This is a genomic window from Flavobacterium sp. F52 (genome assembly GCF_000278705.1).
Lineage (GTDB): Bacteria > Bacteroidota > Bacteroidia > Flavobacteriales > Flavobacteriaceae > Flavobacterium > Flavobacterium anhuiense.
This window is the reverse complement of the sequence record NZ_AKZQ01000032.1, coordinates 1-17,628: the sequence shown is the minus strand read 5'-3', so window position 1 is coordinate 17,628 and position 17,628 is coordinate 1. Positions and strand designations below refer to the sequence as shown.

Sequence of the window (17,628 nt, the reverse complement as noted above, 5' to 3'; positions counted from 1 at the left end):
ATAAGTTGTTTTAGCACATTTCTTTCAATTGTTCCAAATAATCTCTCTGATTCGAAAGTCTCGGAATTTTATGCTGACCGCCCAATTTATCTCTTTCCTTTAGCCAGTCATAGAATAAATTTTCACGGGCAACATTAACCACCAAAGGATTTAAAGTCATATTATTGTAGCGTTTCGCTTCGTAATCAGAATTCAACGTTTGTAAAGTCTCATCAAGCACTTTTTGGAAAAGACCTACATCGGCAGGATTTTTCTTGAATTCGATCATCCATTCGTGCGCGCCTTTTTCTTTGTCCTGCATAAAAATAGGAGCAACTGTGTAATCTATAACTTCAGTTTGAGTCACCTGACAAGCTTTTGCAATAGCTTGATCGGTGTTTTCAACCATTAATTCCTCACCAAAAACATTAATGTGATGCTTCGTTCTTCCCGTAACTCTAATTCTGTACGGATTTAAAGAAGTAAAACGAACTGTATCGCCAATTAAATATCGCCATAAACCAGAATTTGTAGTAATAACAATAGCGTAATTTTTATTTAATTCAACATCTGCCAGACGAACTACTTTTTGGTTTGGAGTTCCAAAAGTGTCCATCGGAATAAATTCGTAGAAGATTCCGTAGTCCAGCATCAGTAGTAAATCGCTCGAATAATTTAGGTCCTGAATCGCAAAAAAGCCTTCTGAAGCATTGTAAATTTCGTAATATTTAAAATCTGAACTAGGTAAAATTTTCTTGTATTGTTCTTTATATGGAGAAAAACTCACACCGCCATGAAAATATACTTCAAGATTTGGCCAAAGTTCCAATAAGTTTTGTTTTCCTGTATTCTCTAAAACTTTATTCATTAAAACCAGCATCCAAGATGGAACCCCTGCAAAACTAGTTACATTTTCATTTTTTGTTTCGTTGATAATAGCTGCAAGTTTGGTTTCCCATTCGCTCATCAATGAAGTTTTGCTGCTTGGAGTACTGCTGAATTCTGCCCAAATTGGCATATTTTCAATTAAAATTGCCGATAAATCTCCAAAGTAAGTATTGTTGTTTTCGTAAATCTGAGAACTTCCTCCCAAACGGAGACTTTTTCCTAAAAACAATTCAGAATCTTCATTATTATTCAAATAAAGACAAAGAAGATCTTTACTGCCTTTATAATGGCAATCTTCCAAAGCCTCATTACTTACGGGAATAAATTTACTTTTAGCATTTGTAGTGCCACTCGATTTGGCAAACCATTTAATAGGGCTTTCCCAAAAAACGTTTTGTTCGCCTAAACGTGTGCGTTCAATAAGTGGCTGCAGTTCTTCATAAGTTGCAATAGGAACTCTTTCTGCAAAGGTCTGATAAGAATTAATACTCGAAAATTCATATTGTTTTCCAATAACTGTATTCTCAGATGCCGTCAATAAGTTGTGCAATAATTCTTCCTGAACTTCATTAGGGTATTTTAAAAAAAGCTCTATTTGATGAATCCTTTGTTTTAGGACCCAAGATGCAAACGAATTGATAATAGATAAAGGCATGAATTTGTTTTTAAGTTAACTGATTTTAGGTTTTAAATCTTACAATCTTTGCAAAACAAAAAACATAAAATTTGAATATCGAGAGACAAATAGTAACTTTGTCTTCATATCAAAAATACTATTTTTTTGTAAAAAACAATTCTATTTGAAGTAAAGATTCCAACTATATAAACGAATTTTAACACAAAAAATTTTAAATCTTTTGATAAATCTAAATCAGCAATTATAAAAAAATACGAATGCAATATCAAGGCGTACTGACAAAAATGCAAACTGAACTTGGAAGTCCAATTCAATATTATTTGGTGTTCGAAGATAGTTTCTTAAATGTGAATCAATTATTAGACAAAGAAATTGAAATTAATTTTGTAGGCTGTCAATGCTTGAATTGCGAGAAGAAGAAAAAAATATACCGACAAGGTTTTTGTTACGAATGCTTTTATTCAAGTCCAGCTGTTGGAGATTGGATTATGAGGCCAGAATTGAGCACAGCACATTTAGGAATTGCAGACCGAGATTTAGAATACGAATCAAAAGCGCAGTTACAGCCCCACATTGTGTATTTGGCTTCGGCTTGTGAGATAAAAGTGGGTGTAACGCGGAAATCGCAAGTGCCAACTCGTTGGATAGATCAAGGCGCTTCTCAAGCTATTGCAATTGTTGAGGTTCCGAACAGATATTTGGCTGGAATAACAGAGGTGGCGCTAAAAGATCATTATACAGATAAGACGAATTGGAGAAAAATGCTGCAAAATTCTGTTGAGACTTTTGACCTGATTGCAGAAAAAGCCAAAATCGAAAGTTTGATACCGTCAGAAGTTAAAGATTATTTTTATGCTCAAAAAAATGATGTTTACGAACTTCAATATCCAGTTTTAAGTTATCCTGCAAAAGTGAATAGTTTAAATTTAGATAAAACACCTTCTTTCAGTGGAAAACTAACTGGGATTAAAGGCCAGTATTTGTTATTTGAGAACGGAACAGTATTTAATATCCGCGGTTCTGAAGGTTATGTTGTCACAATTAATGTCTAGGTTTGGTCGGTATTTGTCGATAATTTTTATGTATACGTCTATTAAAATGTTAAATATATTATAATTTATTGTAATTTTAACTCAATTCCAAAAACAAAAAGATGTAAATATTGATACATTTCGTTACAATTTTGTAACAAATGCTTATTGGAAGAATTTATTTTTAAAAAATAAAAGGAGGTAGATTTGAGTTTGCCACTATTTTAAATTTTAATTGAGATTTGTAATCCCCCTAAATTATTCCATAAATGAGTGTTTTAAGCAAAATTAATGTACACAGAAGAAACATAATGCGGAACCTGACAAAGAATGTTGGAAAAGCAAATATACAGGACGATTTTATTTTGGTCGACAAGAGTGAAATCAAGAAAGTTCTTATCTGCAGACCAAATGGAAGGTTAGGTAACCTTTTATTGATTACCCCACTCGTTCAAGAAGTGTCTGAAATGTTTCCAAATTGTAAAATCGATTTATTTGTAAAAGGTACATTAGCTCCCATTATTTTTGAAAAATATGATAGCGTTGACAAAATAATTCATTTGCCTAAAAAGCCATTTAAAAGTTTAGTGGAATACTCAAAGGTTTGGATTTCATTAAAAAAAGCACACTACGATTTAGCTATTAATGTAGATCAAAATTCTTCTTCGGGCCGATTGGCAGTTCAATTTTCAAATGCAAAATACAAGTTTTTTGGAGATTCCATCGATGAGTCTGTAGAACAAAAGAATGATTTTGAACACATTGCAAAATATCCAGTCTATAATTTTCGAAATTTTTTATCAAAACTTAGGTTGCCAACAAACGGCAATAAAATAATTGCGCCTATAGATCTCAAATTGTCTGCTTCTGAAATTACAGAAGGTAGAAAAAAACTAAAAGAAATTACAGACAACGATAAAAAAACGATTTGCATTTTTACTTATGCGACAGGAGCAAAATGTCTTTCGGAAGAGTGGTGGGAAAAATTTTATTCTCAGCTTACTGCAGAATATAAAGATTATAATATTATTGAAATTCTGCCGGTAGAAAACGTATCGCAAATCGGGTTTAAAGCACCATCATTTTATAGTAAAGATATTCGCGAAATAGGATCTGTTATTGCAAATACGGAGTTGTTTATTGGTGCAGACAGTGGCATTATGCACTTGTCGAGTGCGGTACATACACCAACTATTGGGCTGTTTTCCGTATCAAATTTGAAAAAATATGAGCCGTACGATAATTGCAGCATTGGGATAGATGTAAATCTCTACACCAAAAAGAAATACATAAAAACGATAAATACTATTTTGAATAACGGCAGATTGAATGGTTTGTCAAAAGCAATATAAAAACAAAAAATCCTGTTCATTTTGAACAGGATTTTTTGTTTTTTAAGATGCTAAGATTCTAAGGTGCTGAGGTTCTCAGTTTTTTTTAGCTTTGAGAAACTTAGAAACTTAGCATCTTAGCATCTCAGCATCTTTCTTTATGGATTCTTCTTCTTAAACAATCCATTCAATAAATCACTAGCTTTTTTAGTTACTTCCTGAGTTTTTTGCTCTTTTTCAGTTTTAGCAGCCTGAGTGGTATCTTTTGCTTTAGTGTTTTTGTTGATCAAATCTGTAAGTGCTGAAGTTCCTTTTTGAGTCAGTTTTTCTTTCTGCTGGTTGACCAATTGCGTAGTCAAATTGCTAACAGCAGCTTTCATATCTGTACTGACTTTAGGATTTGAAAAATTCCCTGTCAAAGAAGCATTAATTGGAATATTATCTAGTTTTGCAGCGTCCGCAGGAGACATTTTCGCAATTAAATTATTAGCTTCAGTTCCTAAATATTTGGCAGGAACATCAAATTTTAGATTGTAATTCATGCTTTGGTCAAAGCCATGAGTTCCGCCAACGCTTACTTTAATATCTTGGTATTTAATATCAAACGGTTTAACATTTACTTTTCCGTTATCAAAAGTCAGTGCCATTTTTAAATCGTTTAGATTCAATTTGTTTAGATCCAGAAACTTCACGTTTGAAGTAAGTGAATTTAAAACTGTTGAATTTTTGGCATTTACCGTAGTAGATAACAGCTGACCTAATAAGTCTCCTGAAATCGATTTTAAATCTGGTGTCAATTCTTTTGCATCCAAATTACCATTCAGTTTGATAGTCGAATTTAATTTTCCGTTGATGATTCCAGCAATTGGCGCAATTTTTTTCATCATATCCAACTGCGTAAAAGTCTGCGCAATATCAACTTGATTGAAACCTAAATTCATATCAAAAGTCGGCACTTTTTCTTTTGTAGAAACCGCTCCGTTAAGACCGATAGACCCTCCGAAAATGTTTGTTTTAAAGTTTTCAAGCGTTGCTTTTTCATCTTTAATAAGCAATCTTCCAGAAACATCTTTTAGTTTCAGATTGTCATATAAAACTGTTGTTGCTTTTGCATTTAACGTACAGTTTAAGAAAGCAGGAATCTTCATTGCATCAGCTGGTTTTGCTGGAGTTTTGGTTTCCTCTTTTGCAGGTTCGCCAGCAGTCATGAAATCATCAACAGCTAATTGGTTTGAGCTCATATTGAAGTTTCCTTTCAGCTCTTGTTTTTTAAACATAAAACCATAGAAATTCTCTAAAACTCCGTTAATGCTGATATCGCTTTTTCCAGTCGTAGCATCAAACTGCTTTAAGTTAATTTTGCTCGGATTGAATTCAACCAACGCTGTGCTGATGTTCATTGATTTATTGTTTTCATCAGTATATTTAAATCCTGACAAGCTCATTGTACCAGCATTTTTGATATTTTGGTACTGACTTTTTTCTACAGAAGCCATATCGAAATTAGTGGTAACATCTGCTTTTAAAATACCTGCCAAAGGTTTATCCATTTTAATTGGATACGCTTTTGAAAGATTAGCTAAGTTGATTGTTCCTTTTAAAGCCGCATCGATAATAGGATTTACAGTAATGTTTTTGATATTCGCTTTAGCGTTAAAAACATCTTGGTCAATTCTAAATGATAGCTTGTCTAGGTTCACATAAGTATCATTTAAAATTCCAGTTTCGTTAATGATTTTCGTATCAATTACAATATTTTGAACCGATTTTGGAAGGTTTGGATATTGGAAAGAAGCATTGTTTGATGCAATTTCAATATTAAATTTAGGTACAGTTGTATCTGTAAGTTCTCCTTTTGCAAAACCATTTACGGTAAAATCTCCAGTTGTTTTTACGCCATCTAAACCAGCAGCGTAAGCCGAAGGAATTAAGCCTAAGAAATTGGTAAAAGATGAAGTAGGAGTTTTAAACTTTAAGTCGTAAATCTGAGCTTTCTCTGCCATTTGAATGAATCCATCGAATTCTAAAGGCAACTGATTGATTAAAGCTTTATTTTCTTTAAAAGTATATTTGCTTTTCTCTAAATCGATTCCAAGGACAGCGTCTAAAGTTAGTTTCACATTTTTCATGTAATTTATTTTATCCATGTCTAATGAAACTTTTGCAGTAGATTTTGTAGCCAGATCTAATTTTGAATTGGTAAAATCTCCAGTTCCTTCGTGGTTTAAACTGTCAATTACCATTTTAATTTTAGAACCTTGATCGATGTATCTAAAAGTAAAATTCTCAATTTTATAGTTTTGAATTTTCAAGGCAAGAGGTTTGCTTGCTTCGTCTTTGGCATTTTCTTCTTTTTTGTCTTTTAGAGCAATATCAAAGTTTCCGATACCATCTTTATTGAAGATAATATTTACTAATCCGTTTGTAGAACTAATTCCCTGAATGCTTAAAGGTTCATCTTTTCCTTTGAAAAGTTCTTTAATGCTCATTTTTAAATTCAATTCTCCTAATGAAACCAAAGTGTCGCCTTCAAAAGGAGCTTTGTTGATGATGACTAATTTCTCTATTCCAACTGTTGCGTTTGGAAAATTCTTAAACAAACTTAAATCAGCATCTGTAAAACTTACTTTAGCATCAACACTTTCGTTAATGGCTTCGACAATTTTAGCCTTAATCTGGTCTTTAAACAAAAACGGAATGGCAAATAATGCAGCAACAAATACCACAAGGACTATGGCACTTATTTTTAGAACTTTTTTTAGCATATAAATAGATTTGAGGGTTTACATTTTTAAAATCGACTCCTGCAAAAATAGTTTTTTTTACTAGAGTTTGAAGATAAAGTTTTCTTAATTGTGTAGGAATTTTATTAAAATTTATAAAATAAAAAAAATCCGTTGAGAACTATTTTCAAAACGGATTTTTTAGGGTATTTATTTTATCATTTCTCAATAAAAGAGACAATCTTCTCAACTAAGGCTTCAGAAATTGGAAGTGCTTCATTATTATAACTAGCCATATTATCTTCCTGATCGCCATCAACAATTTTCATAATATGGTTCATCTTGTCAATAATCTGCAAATCTGCATTTTTGCTGGCTTGTTTTAGGTTTTCGGCATCTTTTACTGCAATCTGAATATCTTTGTTTCCTTGTACGATTAAAACAGGTATAGTAAGTTTTTGTATTTCGGTCTGCGGATTGTATTTGAACCAAGAAATTAGATAAGGCTGAACGCTTGGTCTGAAAAGCGAATTCAGCATTGGATCTACTTTTTTTACCTCAAATCCGTTTTTTAAGCTGTCAATGATTGGAAAAGTCATGTCATTTAACTGTTTCATTGACTTCGCTCCAATCTGCGTTTTTAAAATCTGATCTGCTGGTTCGCCTGCGCCTGCAATCGAGATAAACTTATCGGCTTTTGCACTGGCAACCATTCCAATTAAAGAACCTTCGCTGTGTCCAATTATAATTATTTTAGAAAAACGTTTATCTTGTTTTAAATAATTAATCCAGCTTTTGGCATCTTGGATGTAGTTTTCAAAAACTAGACTGTTTTCAGATCCGCCTGCTGCTTTACTTTCGCCGATTGCCCTTTTATCATATCTAAGAGATGCAATTCCGTTTTTAGCCAACGCTTCTGCCAGCATTTTCAACGAATTGTTTTTCATCATCGGATTATTTCCGTTTCTGTCCGTTGGGCCAGAACCAGCAATGATCAAAGCAACTGGAAACTTTTTGGTTAAATCTGGCGTTGTCAGCGTACCAAAAATCTGATCATTGTTTATTTTTAAAATCGCTGGTGTTTCCTTAAACGTGATTTCTTTTTTGGTTTGGGCATTTAAGAAACTCCAAAACAAAACCGTTAGAAAAAGAATTGCTTTATTCATCTTTTAATCCAATTAATAAATATTGATTCCGTAAGGCAATATGGCTTGTATTCCTTTTTGTTTTTGGAATTTTTTCACCTGTTCAATAAGAAGATAATTCTCTTCTCCAATTTCTTCTTTTATAAACGCTTCTTTCGATTTTGCAAAAGGGAGATTACCCAGCAGATCGTTTAAGGTTTTTTCATATTCAGGATAATTCTGAGTGCTGTATTTTTTCACTTTAGCGATTTTTGCAGCTTCAGCAATCGCATCATTCAATCCGCCGATTTTATCAACCAAACCAATTTTTAAAGCTTCAGTTCCAGACCAAACTCTACCTTGAGCAATAGAATCAACTTGTGCAAAAGACATTTTGCGGCCTTCAGCAACATGGCTTACAAATGTGTTATAAATTTTTTCTACTCCTTCTAAAGTAAACGCTTTGAATTTTTCATCAAGTGGTAAAAACGGACTATAGTTTGCAGCATTTTCATGCGTTTTAACTTGCTCAGAATTGATTCCTAATTTGTTAGCCAATGGACTAAAGTTTGGAAGCATCCCGAAAACTCCAATAGATCCTGTGATAGTGTTGTTTTCAGCAAAGATTTTATTGGCATTACAAGCGATGTAATAACCGCCAGATGCAGCATAATTCCCCATAGAAACCACAACTGGTTTTACTTTTTTCGTGATTTCTATTTCTCTCCAAATTAAATCAGATGTTAGAGCGCTTCCGCCTGGGCTGTCAATTCTAAGAACGATCGCTTTTACATCGTCATTTTTTCTTGCTTCCTGTAGAGAACGTCTCATCGAACCTTCTCCAATCGTATTTACATCTCCTTCGCCGCTTCCAATTTCGCCTTGAGCGTAAATAATAGCGATCTGATCTGTTGCAGTATTAGCTAAAGCTGTTGTTACGTGATTTTGAGTATAATCTGTGATCGAGATTTTATTGTAATCTTCGTCTTTGTCTACCTTTAAGGCTTTTCTAATCGCATCATGGTAAACGTCTTCATAAGCAACAATATCAACCAAATGCTGTTGTTTGGCCATTTCTGGAGTTCTTGCCAGAAGCCCGTTTGCAATTTCGTTTAGTTTAGGAAGTGGAATATTTCTGCTTTTTGAAATATCAGCCGAAACGGTAGCCCAAATAGATTTCAAAAGTGCAGTAATCTGTTCTCTGTTGGCATCGCTCATTTTATTTTCTAAGAAAGGTTCGACGGCACTTTTATATTTTCCGTGACGAATTACTTCCATGTGGATGCCAGATTTATCCTGAAAATCTTTGAAAAACATAACTTCAGAAGAAAGACCTTTAAAATCTAAATCTCCTGCTGGATTTATATAAATCGTATTAGCAACAGAATTTAAATAATATTCTTTTTGAGAATAAGTATTGGCATAAGCCCAGACAAATTTTCCAGATTTTTTAAAGCTTTCAAGAGCATTTCGTAAATCTTTATATTGTGCGAGACCAAGAGAAGATTCGTCATTTAAAATCGAAATTCCTTTGATGTTATCATCTGTTTTTGCCGCTTCAATAGCATTAATAACATCGGTCAGGCCAATGCCTTTTTTGTCTGAAAAAACAGTTACCCACGGATCTTTGTATTTTCCTGCGTAATCGTTTTTGATTTCTTTTAAGTTCAATTCGATAACCGAATCAGATTTAACAGAAACCGTGTCGTCTCCGCCAAAAATGGCTCCGATAAAGATTACTCCAAAAAAGAAGAGCATAATAAATACAAAAATACCAATTACTGTGGCAATTACATTTCCTAAAAACTTCATATGTATATTTTTTTAATAAGTAGCGAAAAAGGGCAAAATGTTACAAACTAGACTTCTAAATTTATGATTTGATTTGAGACGTCGTTTCACAAATATATTGGTTAATTCTAAAATAGTTTTAGTTAATTTGCATTAATTATGAAATTACAGCATCAAGTCGTTTTATCGATAGGCAGCAACCAAGGCAGCAGACTAGAAAACATTCAGAAATGTATTGATTTAATACACCAAAATGTGGGAACTGTCATTCAGGTTTCAAAACTTTACGAGACTCCTGCATGGGGTTTTGAGAGTGATGCTTTTTATAATTGCGCACTTCTTTTGCATACCTATTCATCTGCACAAAAAATACTCAATCAAATTTTAAAAGTCGAAAAGGAACTGGGAAGAATCCGCTTGAATCAAGAAGGGTATCAGTCTAGAATTATTGATGTTGATTTAATTGCTTTTGATGCGGAAATAATTGATACAGAAAAACTTCAGATTCCTCATCCATTAATGCAGAATAGAAATTTTGTTTTACTGCCAATGCAAGATTTAAAGTTAAATTGGAAACATCCGATTTTGCAGAAAACAGTTTCAGAATTGATTGCCATTACTACAGACGACAGTGTATGTACAATTGTTCAGGATTTAAAAAGTCCAGTTGGTGAAATTCCGTTAAACCAATTTAATTATGTTGCTTTTGAAGGCAATATTGGAGCAGGAAAAACTACTTTGGTGCATAAAATTGCAGAAGATTTTAATGGGAAAACAGTTTTAGAAAGATTTGCTGATAATCCGTTTCTTCCAAAGTTTTACAAAGACCAAAGCCGATATGCGTTTCCTTTAGAAATGTCTTTTTTAGCCGATCGCTATCAGCAGTTAGCCGATGATTTGGCGCAATTTGATTTATTTAAAGATTTTATAGTTGCCGATTATCATATTTTTAAATCGCTGATTTTCGCAAAAATAACGCTTGCAGAAGATGAATATCGTTTGTACAGAAATCTATTCGATATTATTTACAAAGAAATGCCAAAGCCAGACTTGTATATTTATTTATATCAAAATACAGATCGCCTTCTTCAAAATATCAAAAAGCGCGGAAGAGTTTATGAACAGAATATTGAAGCTGCTTATTTAGAAAAAATCAATAACGGCTATTTGGAATACATAAAATCTCAAACCGATTTGAATGTTTTAATCATCGATGTTTCTGACCGTGATTTTGTAAAAAACCACGAAGATTATCTTTATATCTTAAATGAAATTAAGAATAAAATAGCTTCTTAAATTTATATTATTCCGAGCTGTTTTCTAAGTTTTGCAGATAATTTTTCCTGAACAAGACGATAAGATTGTTGAATGTATTTTTCCCATTCTGATTTTTTCATTCGAGTGATATCATCAATTAAAACCCATTTGTATTTGGCAACATAGGGTGCAGGTTTAAATCCAGGTCTATTGCTCATTTCTTCAAATTCTTCATCCAAAACTTTAAATGAAGCAGAAGTGGGATTTTGGTCAAGTCCAACAACACAATACATTTTTGAGCCTACAGAGAATACTAGGTCGTGTTCCCATTTTATATCTTCAGTTGTGCCAGTTAGTTTTTGACAGATTTCTCGAATGGTTTCTATATTCATAATTATCTTTTTAATGTAAAATGTCCTCTTAAAACCGGCATTGAATCGTCTACTTTTAAAGCGTACCAATAATCAGATGCGGGAAGCGGAACTTGGTTTAGAGTGCCATCCCAACTCATTTTGAAACGGCTTAATTGAGCTATTAGTTTTCCGTAGCGATCAAAAATTGTAACGACAGCTTGAGGATAATTTTCCATTCCGGTAACCTCCCAAACATCGTTATATGAATCATTGTTTGGCGTAAAAAATGCAGGAAAAGCAAGTACTACAAATTGTTTGATAGTTCCTCCGCATCCATTTTTTTCTCGTGCATAAGCAGTTTGCAATCCGCCAGGAACATCGTAAAAAACAGTAGAGTTTTGATAATTGACACCATCAACAGAATATTCAAAATAATCTTCTTCTTTTACAGGATAAATAATAGCTCTTGTTCCTTCAACATCAACACGTGCAATTTGCGGAATCTTGTGTTCTTCTACTACAATTGTTTTTGTGCTCGAACAGTTTTCAGGACTTGTAACAACAACAGTATAGGTTCCTTCTTTGGTAACCGTAATTTGTTGAGTAGTTTCATTAGCATTTGACCATAAATAATTCATTCCAGGAATTCCCGCATCTAATGTTATGGATTGAAATTGACAAAGAGTCAAAGTCTCATCTGTAACAGTTGGAGGCGTATAGATTACAATGTCTATAGGGGTTCTAGTTGGATTTGTGCATCCATTATTTGAAGCTTCAGCATAATAAGTTGTATTGGATGAAATTGTTGGAGTTGTAAAAGTTGTTCCTTGAAAAACGCTTGTTCCACCAGTTGCCGAAGTATACCAGTTTATAGTTCCAATATTTGAAGTTGCTTTAATCGGTAGAGTTCCTGGACCGCAATTCGTATAAGTTTCTTGTTCTGCAATAGGAGTGGCGGGAGTTGCATTGACAGTTGCTTTTACCGATTTACGGTTAGATTCGCAGCCAGCATCAACATAATAAGTTGTAGTTGCGTTTATTGGTGGTGTAGTGTATGTTGGGCCAGTAGCTAATAAATTTCCTCCAACAGCGGCATCAAACCATCTAATTGTCGTTCCAGCAGTTGCAGTCGCATTAAAGGTAAAGCTTCCCGAATCACAAACTGGAGTTGGATCAATAGCTGGAGTTGCTGTAGGAATAGTGATTTTGGTGCTTGTGGCAATTTCTAACGGAGCTTCTCCTGGCATTCCGCCATATTCCACCACATAGCCTTTTGGCTGATAATTACCCGTGGCATCTCCTGTATTTGATAAATCATTCCAAGAACCTCTTATTCCAACACCAGGCTGAGTGATATGGGCATAATCTTCATCACCCTGTTGGTTAGGTTCGCCTGTGTTCCAAAAAGCAAAATTAGGAGTCGAACCATTTGCGTTGCCATTCCAAAAAACAGTTCCAGATTCAGGGCCTGTCACCCATTTCCAGATGCCTTCAGTTTCAGCATCGCTTCCTCCAATCCATCCAGTTCCAGAAGCTTGCTCACCAATTAGTTTTGCTTCATCAGCAGATAAAATGGTGGCTAAGTATCCTTGAAGACCATAATAGGTGCTTGATGCGGCTAGATCTCGTGCACTTGTCCAAGTTACACCCACATTTGGGATAAAGAGATAGTAATGTCCAGTAGATGGCAAATAATTAGCTTGTCCAATAGTAATCGAAAATGTTCTTGTTCCATTAGCTGTTGCAGAAGAGTTAGTAAATACAACATCCTTTACTGCTGAAACAAAATCATCATAAGGAATGTCAGCAGTAGTTGTTCCCGACAACCTTAGCTTTCCGGAAGTAGCGTCCCAACTGGTTACAATATTAGGATGCAAGGTCGGATTTGTTAGTTCTAATCGGTCAAAGCCATTTGAATATCCAGACGAAATCTGAATATAAAGTACTTGTGTCCCATTTTCGGCTATATCATGATTAATTGTAAAGTCGGTTACAATCTTTATAGATGTTTGTGGGCAGTAAAATTGATCTCCTTGCGCAATAAGTTTTGGAGGGTCAATGGCAAAATCGCTTTTCTTTTGTTTTTTTATTTTTGAATTTACGATAGGTTTTGAAAAGTATATATTCTTTTTGTTAAAAGTTTTTGATTTTTCATTTGCATTAGAAAAATTAAAACTTAAAACGGAAAGTAAAACGGCAAATGCTGTTAATTTGATATTCTTCATTCGCTAAAAATATCAATTAATTGAGAATAAAAAAATAAATTTTTATTCAGGCCAGTTTATTTTTTGAAATAAATCCCAGACAACAATTCCGGCACTTACAGAAATATTAAGAGAATGCTTTGTTCCCAACTGAGGAATTTCAATGCACCCATCACAGATGGCAACGGCCTCTTGCGATACGCCATAAACTTCATTTCCAAAAACTAAAGCATATTTCTGATTTTTTTCAATTTTGAAATCCTGAAGAAATACCGAGCTTTCAACTTGCTCGATAGCCATTGTTAAAACATTTTCTTTCTTCAAATTTTCAATTACTTCCAAAACATTCTCGTGATGTTCCCATGCAACAGTTTCAGTTGCGCCAAGAGCTGTTTTATGAATTTCTTTGTTTGGAGGAGTGGCAGTAATACCGCATAGAATTATCTTTTCAATCAAAAACGCATCAGCTGTTCTAAATACAGAACCAATATTGTGCAGACTTCGAATATCATCTAAAACCAAGATTAAAGGAGTTTTCTCCGATTTTTTAAAATCTTCAATTGATTTACGGTCAAGTTCGCTGTTTTCGAGTTTTCTCATTGTTTTTGAATTGTAGTCATAAAAAAAGCTTCCAAAGATAAGGAAGCTTTTTCATTATTTTAAATGTTTTTCAGATTAGCTTTTTACTGGATCTGGTAAAACAGTACCTTTAATAGTAAGGATTTTTGTTGGTTGTCCTTCTGCGTTAGAAGTAACAGTTACAGTTTTTGTAAAAGCACCAACTCTGTCAGTAGCATATTTTACACCAATAACACCTTTAGCTCCTGGAGCGATTGGTTCTTTTGGAGTAGTTGGAACAGTACATCCGCAAGATCCTTGAGTGTTTGTAATGATTAATGGTTTAGTTCCGTTGTTAACAAAAACAAACTCACGTTTTCCATCAGCATTGTGCGCGATAGTTCCGTAGTCAATAGTTTCAGTTTCGAAAAGCATTCCTGCTCCTTCAACTTTAGCAACTTTAGCTGCTTTAGCTTTTTTAGTTGTTTGTGCATTTGTAGCTGTGATACCAGCAACAGCCAACATAGCGAATAAAATTATTTTTTTCATCTTTAAGGGTCTTTTTTTAAATGATAAACAAAGCTATATAAAATTCTTAAATCAGTAACTAAAAAAATCTTAAAATATTTTAATTTTTGAAGCTTTCGATATGCCGCCAAAAAATCATAAATTCGCTGTCTTAATTTTTCATTTAAAAATATAATAATTTGGCAGCTAAAGAGAAAGTGGTGAAGGAAACACCTTTAATGAAACAGTACAACGAAATCAAGGCTAAATATCCTGATGCATGTCTGCTTTTCAGAGTAGGAGATTTTTATGAAACCTTTGGAGAAGACGCCATTAGAGCTTCAAAAATTTTAGGGATAACCTTAACTAAAAGAGGAGCAGGGTCTGATACCGAAACAGCACTGGCTGGGTTTCCGCATCATTCTGTAAATACTTATTTGCCAAAACTGGTAAAAGCCGGACTTCGTGTGGCGATCTGTGATCAGCTGGAAGATCCCAAAATGACCAAAACAATCGTAAAAAGAGGTGTGACGGAGCTTGTTACTCCTGGAGTTTCTCTGAATGATGAGGTTTTGCAGTCAAAATCAAACAACTTCTTAGCATCTGTTTATTTTGCTAATAAAAATATCGGAATTTCATTTTTAGATGTTTCTACAGGAGAGTTTTTAACCGCTCAAGGAAATGCAGAATACATTGATAAATTGCTGCAAAACTTTAATCCAAGTGAAGTTTTAGTTCCAAAGACTTGTAAGAATGACTTTAAAACTGCTTTCGGAGAAGATTTTCATAGCTTTTTTCTAGAAGATTGGATTTATAAAGAAGACTATGCTTTAGAAACCTTGACTAAGCATTTTCAGACCAATTCTTTAAAAGGATTTGGTGTTGAAGAATTAAAAGAAGGAATTATTGCTTCTGGAGCAATTTTGTATTATTTGTCAGAGACGCAACACAATCGTGTGCAGCATATTACAGCAATTCAGCGTATTGCGGAAGATGCCTACGTTTGGATGGATCGTTTTACGATTAGAAACTTAGAATTATACCACAGTTATAATCCGAACGCAGTGACGCTTTTGGATGTGATTGATAAAACGCTTTCTCCAATGGGAGGGCGTTTGCTGAAAAGATGGCTGGCTTTGCCTTTGAAAGATGCGAACAAGGTAAAAAGCAGACATGAAGTTGTGGCGTATTTAAAATCAAATCCTGAAATCCTTCATAATATCCAATATCAAATCAAGCAGATTTCAGATTTAGAACGTTTGATTTCTAAAATTGCTGCGGGAAAAGTTTCACCAAGAGAAATAGTGTATTTGAAAGAGTCTTTAGATGCTATAATTCCAATTAAGACTCTTGCGCTTGAAAGTCCACAGGAAGCGGTAAAAGTGATTGGAGACAGTTTGCACGCTTGTGATTTGCTTCGAGAAAAAATCAAAACGACTTTAAATCAAGATGCGCCAGTTGCCATTTCAAAAGGAAATGCGATAGCGGCAGGAATAAATGAGGAATTAGATGAATTGCGTTCTATTTCAACTTCTGGAAAAGAATTCTTGGAAGGAATCGAAAAACGTGAATCGGAAAGAACAGGAATTTCTTCATTGAAAATTTCTTTTAATAATGTTTTTGGATATTATATTGAAGTTAGAAATACGCATAAAGATAAAGTTCCAGAAGAATGGATTCGTAAGCAGACTTTGGTAAATGCAGAGCGTTATATTACCGAAGAATTAAAAGAATACGAAACCAAAATTTTAGGAGCAGAAGAAAAGATCTATAAAATAGAAAGCGAGCTTTTTGAGCAATTAGTAGCTTGGATTTCTACTTACATCAAACCTGTTCAAATGAACGCGTATTTGGTTGCGCAGTTGGATTGTTTATGTTCGTTTACGCAAATGGCTGTCGAAAATCAATATGTACAGCCTGAAATTGATGATTCATTTGAGTTGGATATCAAAAACGGAAGACACCCCGTAATTGAAAAACAATTGCCTGTTGGCACGCCATATATTGCAAATGATGTTTTCCTAGATAGAGAAACGCAACAGATTATAATGATTACCGGGCCTAACATGTCGGGTAAGTCGGCTATTTTAAGGCAAACGGCATTAATTGTGCTTTTGGCTCAGATGGGAAGTTTTGTTCCTGCTGATAGCGTTAGAATGGGAATTGTAGATAAGATTTTCACCAGAGTAGGAGCTTCAGATAATATTTCGATGGGAGAATCTACTTTTATGGTCGAAATGAATGAAACGGCTTCTATTTTGAATAACCTATCAGATAGAAGTTTGGTGTTGCTGGATGAGATTGGAAGAGGGACAAGTACCTATGATGGAATCTCGATTGCTTGGGCAATTGCAGAATTCTTGCACGAACATCCAGGAAGAGCAAAAACACTTTTTGCGACGCATTATCATGAGCTGAACGAAATGACAGAATCGATGCCGAGAATTCAGAATTTTAATGTCGCTGTAAAAGAATTAAAAGACACTGTTCTTTTTGTTAGAAAGCTGGTGAAAGGAGGAAGTGCGCATAGTTTTGGAATTCACGTGGCAAAAATGGCTGGAATGCCTCAGCTGGTTATTTCGAAGGCTCAGAAACTTTTAAAGAAATTAGAAAAGAATCATTCTAGTGATGCTTTGAATGGAATAAAATCGGCAAATGAAGAAATGCAGATGAGTTTCTTTAATCTTGATGATCCTTTGCTAGAAGAGATAAAAGAAGAGATTTTGAATCTCGATATTAATGCCATTACACCGGTAGAAGCATTGATGAAACTGAATGAGATCAAAAGAATGCTGGTTAAAAAATAAAATTCAAAAAATTTTCAATTTTAAACTTTAGGTTATCAGAATGTTATAAAATAAGTCGATTTTTTTTTGAAAAAACGCTTGTGTAATTGAATAAATGTCCTAAATTTGCACTCGCAATACGAAACAAATCAAGTGTTGCGGTTCTTAGTAAAATTTGAAAATGCGAAAATAGCTCAGTTGGTAGAGCGCGACCTTGCCAAGGTCGAGGTCGCGGGTTCGAGCCCCGTTTTTCGCTCTAAAACCATACAATGCTCGGATGGTGAAATTGGTAGACACGCTGGACTTAAAATCCAGTGAACAGCAATGTTCGTGCGGGTTCAAGTCCCGCTCTGAGTACTAAAGCCTCTTCTTTTGAAGAGGCTTTTTTTATTTGCAGACTTGCAGAAAATAAATTTGCGCAGTAAATTTATTTTAGGGAATCTCAGAATCTCAGAATCT

General features: G+C 34.2%; 12 protein-coding genes and 2 tRNA genes. 6 read left to right on the top strand and 8 right to left on the bottom strand.

Annotation, left to right across the window (positions count from 1 at the left end; all coding sequences use genetic code 11):
• Positions 1–10: 10 nt before the first annotated feature.
• Positions 11–1,522 carry a GH3 auxin-responsive promoter family protein gene (locus FF52_RS16560; protein ID WP_008467294.1) on the bottom strand — a complete coding sequence of 504 codons (1,512 nt, stop codon included), beginning with the start codon at positions 1,520–1,522 and terminating at the stop codon, positions 11–13.
• Between the two features lie 239 nt (positions 1,523–1,761).
• Between FF52_RS16560 and FF52_RS16555 the strand changes: the two genes are divergently transcribed.
• Both FF52_RS16555 and FF52_RS16550 read left to right on the top strand, forming a co-directional pair.
• Positions 1,762–2,556, top strand: a complete 795-nt coding sequence (locus FF52_RS16555; RefSeq protein ID WP_008467292.1) for a DUF2797 domain-containing protein — start codon at positions 1,762–1,764, stop codon at positions 2,554–2,556.
• A 248-nt stretch (positions 2,557–2,804) separates the two neighbouring features.
• The gene (locus FF52_RS16550; RefSeq protein WP_008467289.1) at positions 2,805–3,887 is read left to right on the top strand and encodes a glycosyltransferase family 9 protein; all 1,083 of its coding nucleotides are present in this window, start codon (positions 2,805–2,807) and stop codon (positions 3,885–3,887) included.
• Between the two features lie 137 nt (positions 3,888–4,024).
• Here FF52_RS16550 and FF52_RS16545 read toward each other — a convergent pair whose 3' ends face one another.
• From FF52_RS16545 to sppA, 3 genes are all read right to left on the bottom strand, one after another.
• Complete coding sequence (locus tag FF52_RS16545) at positions 4,025–6,631, bottom strand: AsmA-like C-terminal region-containing protein (RefSeq protein ID WP_008467287.1); 2,607 nt, start codon at positions 6,629–6,631, stop codon at positions 4,025–4,027.
• 176 nt (positions 6,632–6,807) lie between these two features.
• Positions 6,808–7,755 (bottom strand): alpha/beta hydrolase, encoded by a 948-nt coding sequence (locus FF52_RS16540; protein ID WP_008467285.1) that lies wholly within the window; start codon positions 7,753–7,755, stop codon positions 6,808–6,810.
• 12 nt (positions 7,756–7,767) lie between these two features.
• Complete coding sequence (sppA, locus tag FF52_RS16535) at positions 7,768–9,525, bottom strand: signal peptide peptidase SppA (protein WP_008467283.1); 1,758 nt, start codon at positions 9,523–9,525, stop codon at positions 7,768–7,770.
• Between the two features lie 138 nt (positions 9,526–9,663).
• On the opposite strand from sppA, the gene folK reads away from it, so the two are divergent.
• Entirely contained in the window at positions 9,664–10,800 is a 1,137-nt protein-coding gene (gene folK / locus FF52_RS16530) for a 2-amino-4-hydroxy-6-hydroxymethyldihydropteridine diphosphokinase (protein ID WP_008467281.1), read from the top strand.
• 2 nt (positions 10,801–10,802) lie between these two features.
• Here folK and FF52_RS16525 read toward each other — a convergent pair whose 3' ends face one another.
• The 4 genes from FF52_RS16525 to FF52_RS16510 all read right to left on the bottom strand — a co-directional run bounded on the left by FF52_RS16525 (position 10,803) and on the right by FF52_RS16510 (position 14,425).
• Positions 10,803–11,153: an MmcQ/YjbR family DNA-binding protein gene (locus FF52_RS16525; protein WP_008467279.1), complete on the bottom strand. Its 351-nt coding sequence runs from the start codon at positions 11,151–11,153 to the stop codon at positions 10,803–10,805.
• A gap of 2 nt (positions 11,154–11,155) precedes the next feature.
• On the bottom strand, positions 11,156–13,339 hold the full coding sequence (locus tag FF52_RS16520) for a T9SS type B sorting domain-containing protein (protein ID WP_008467277.1): 2,184 nt from the start codon (positions 13,337–13,339) through the stop codon (positions 11,156–11,158).
• A gap of 42 nt (positions 13,340–13,381) precedes the next feature.
• A complete protein-coding gene (locus FF52_RS16515) occupies positions 13,382–13,918 on the bottom strand; it encodes an RNA methyltransferase (RefSeq protein WP_008467275.1) in 537 nt (178 codons plus the stop codon).
• A gap of 75 nt (positions 13,919–13,993) precedes the next feature.
• Positions 13,994–14,425, bottom strand: a complete 432-nt coding sequence (locus FF52_RS16510) for a DUF1573 domain-containing protein (protein ID WP_008467274.1) — start codon at positions 14,423–14,425, stop codon at positions 13,994–13,996.
• Between the two features lie 158 nt (positions 14,426–14,583).
• On the opposite strand from FF52_RS16510, the gene mutS reads away from it, so the two are divergent.
• The 3 genes from mutS (at position 14,584) to FF52_RS16495 (ending at position 17,526) form a co-directional block, all read left to right on the top strand.
• Entirely contained in the window at positions 14,584–17,190 is a 2,607-nt protein-coding gene (gene mutS, locus FF52_RS16505; RefSeq protein WP_008467272.1) for a DNA mismatch repair protein MutS, read from the top strand.
• A 162-nt stretch (positions 17,191–17,352) separates the two neighbouring features.
• Positions 17,353–17,425 (top strand) — tRNA-Gly (locus tag FF52_RS16500).
• Positions 17,426–17,440: 15 nt separating this feature from the next.
• Positions 17,441–17,526: transfer RNA gene (locus FF52_RS16495), tRNA-Leu, on the top strand.
• Positions 17,527–17,628: the final 102 nt, after the last annotated feature.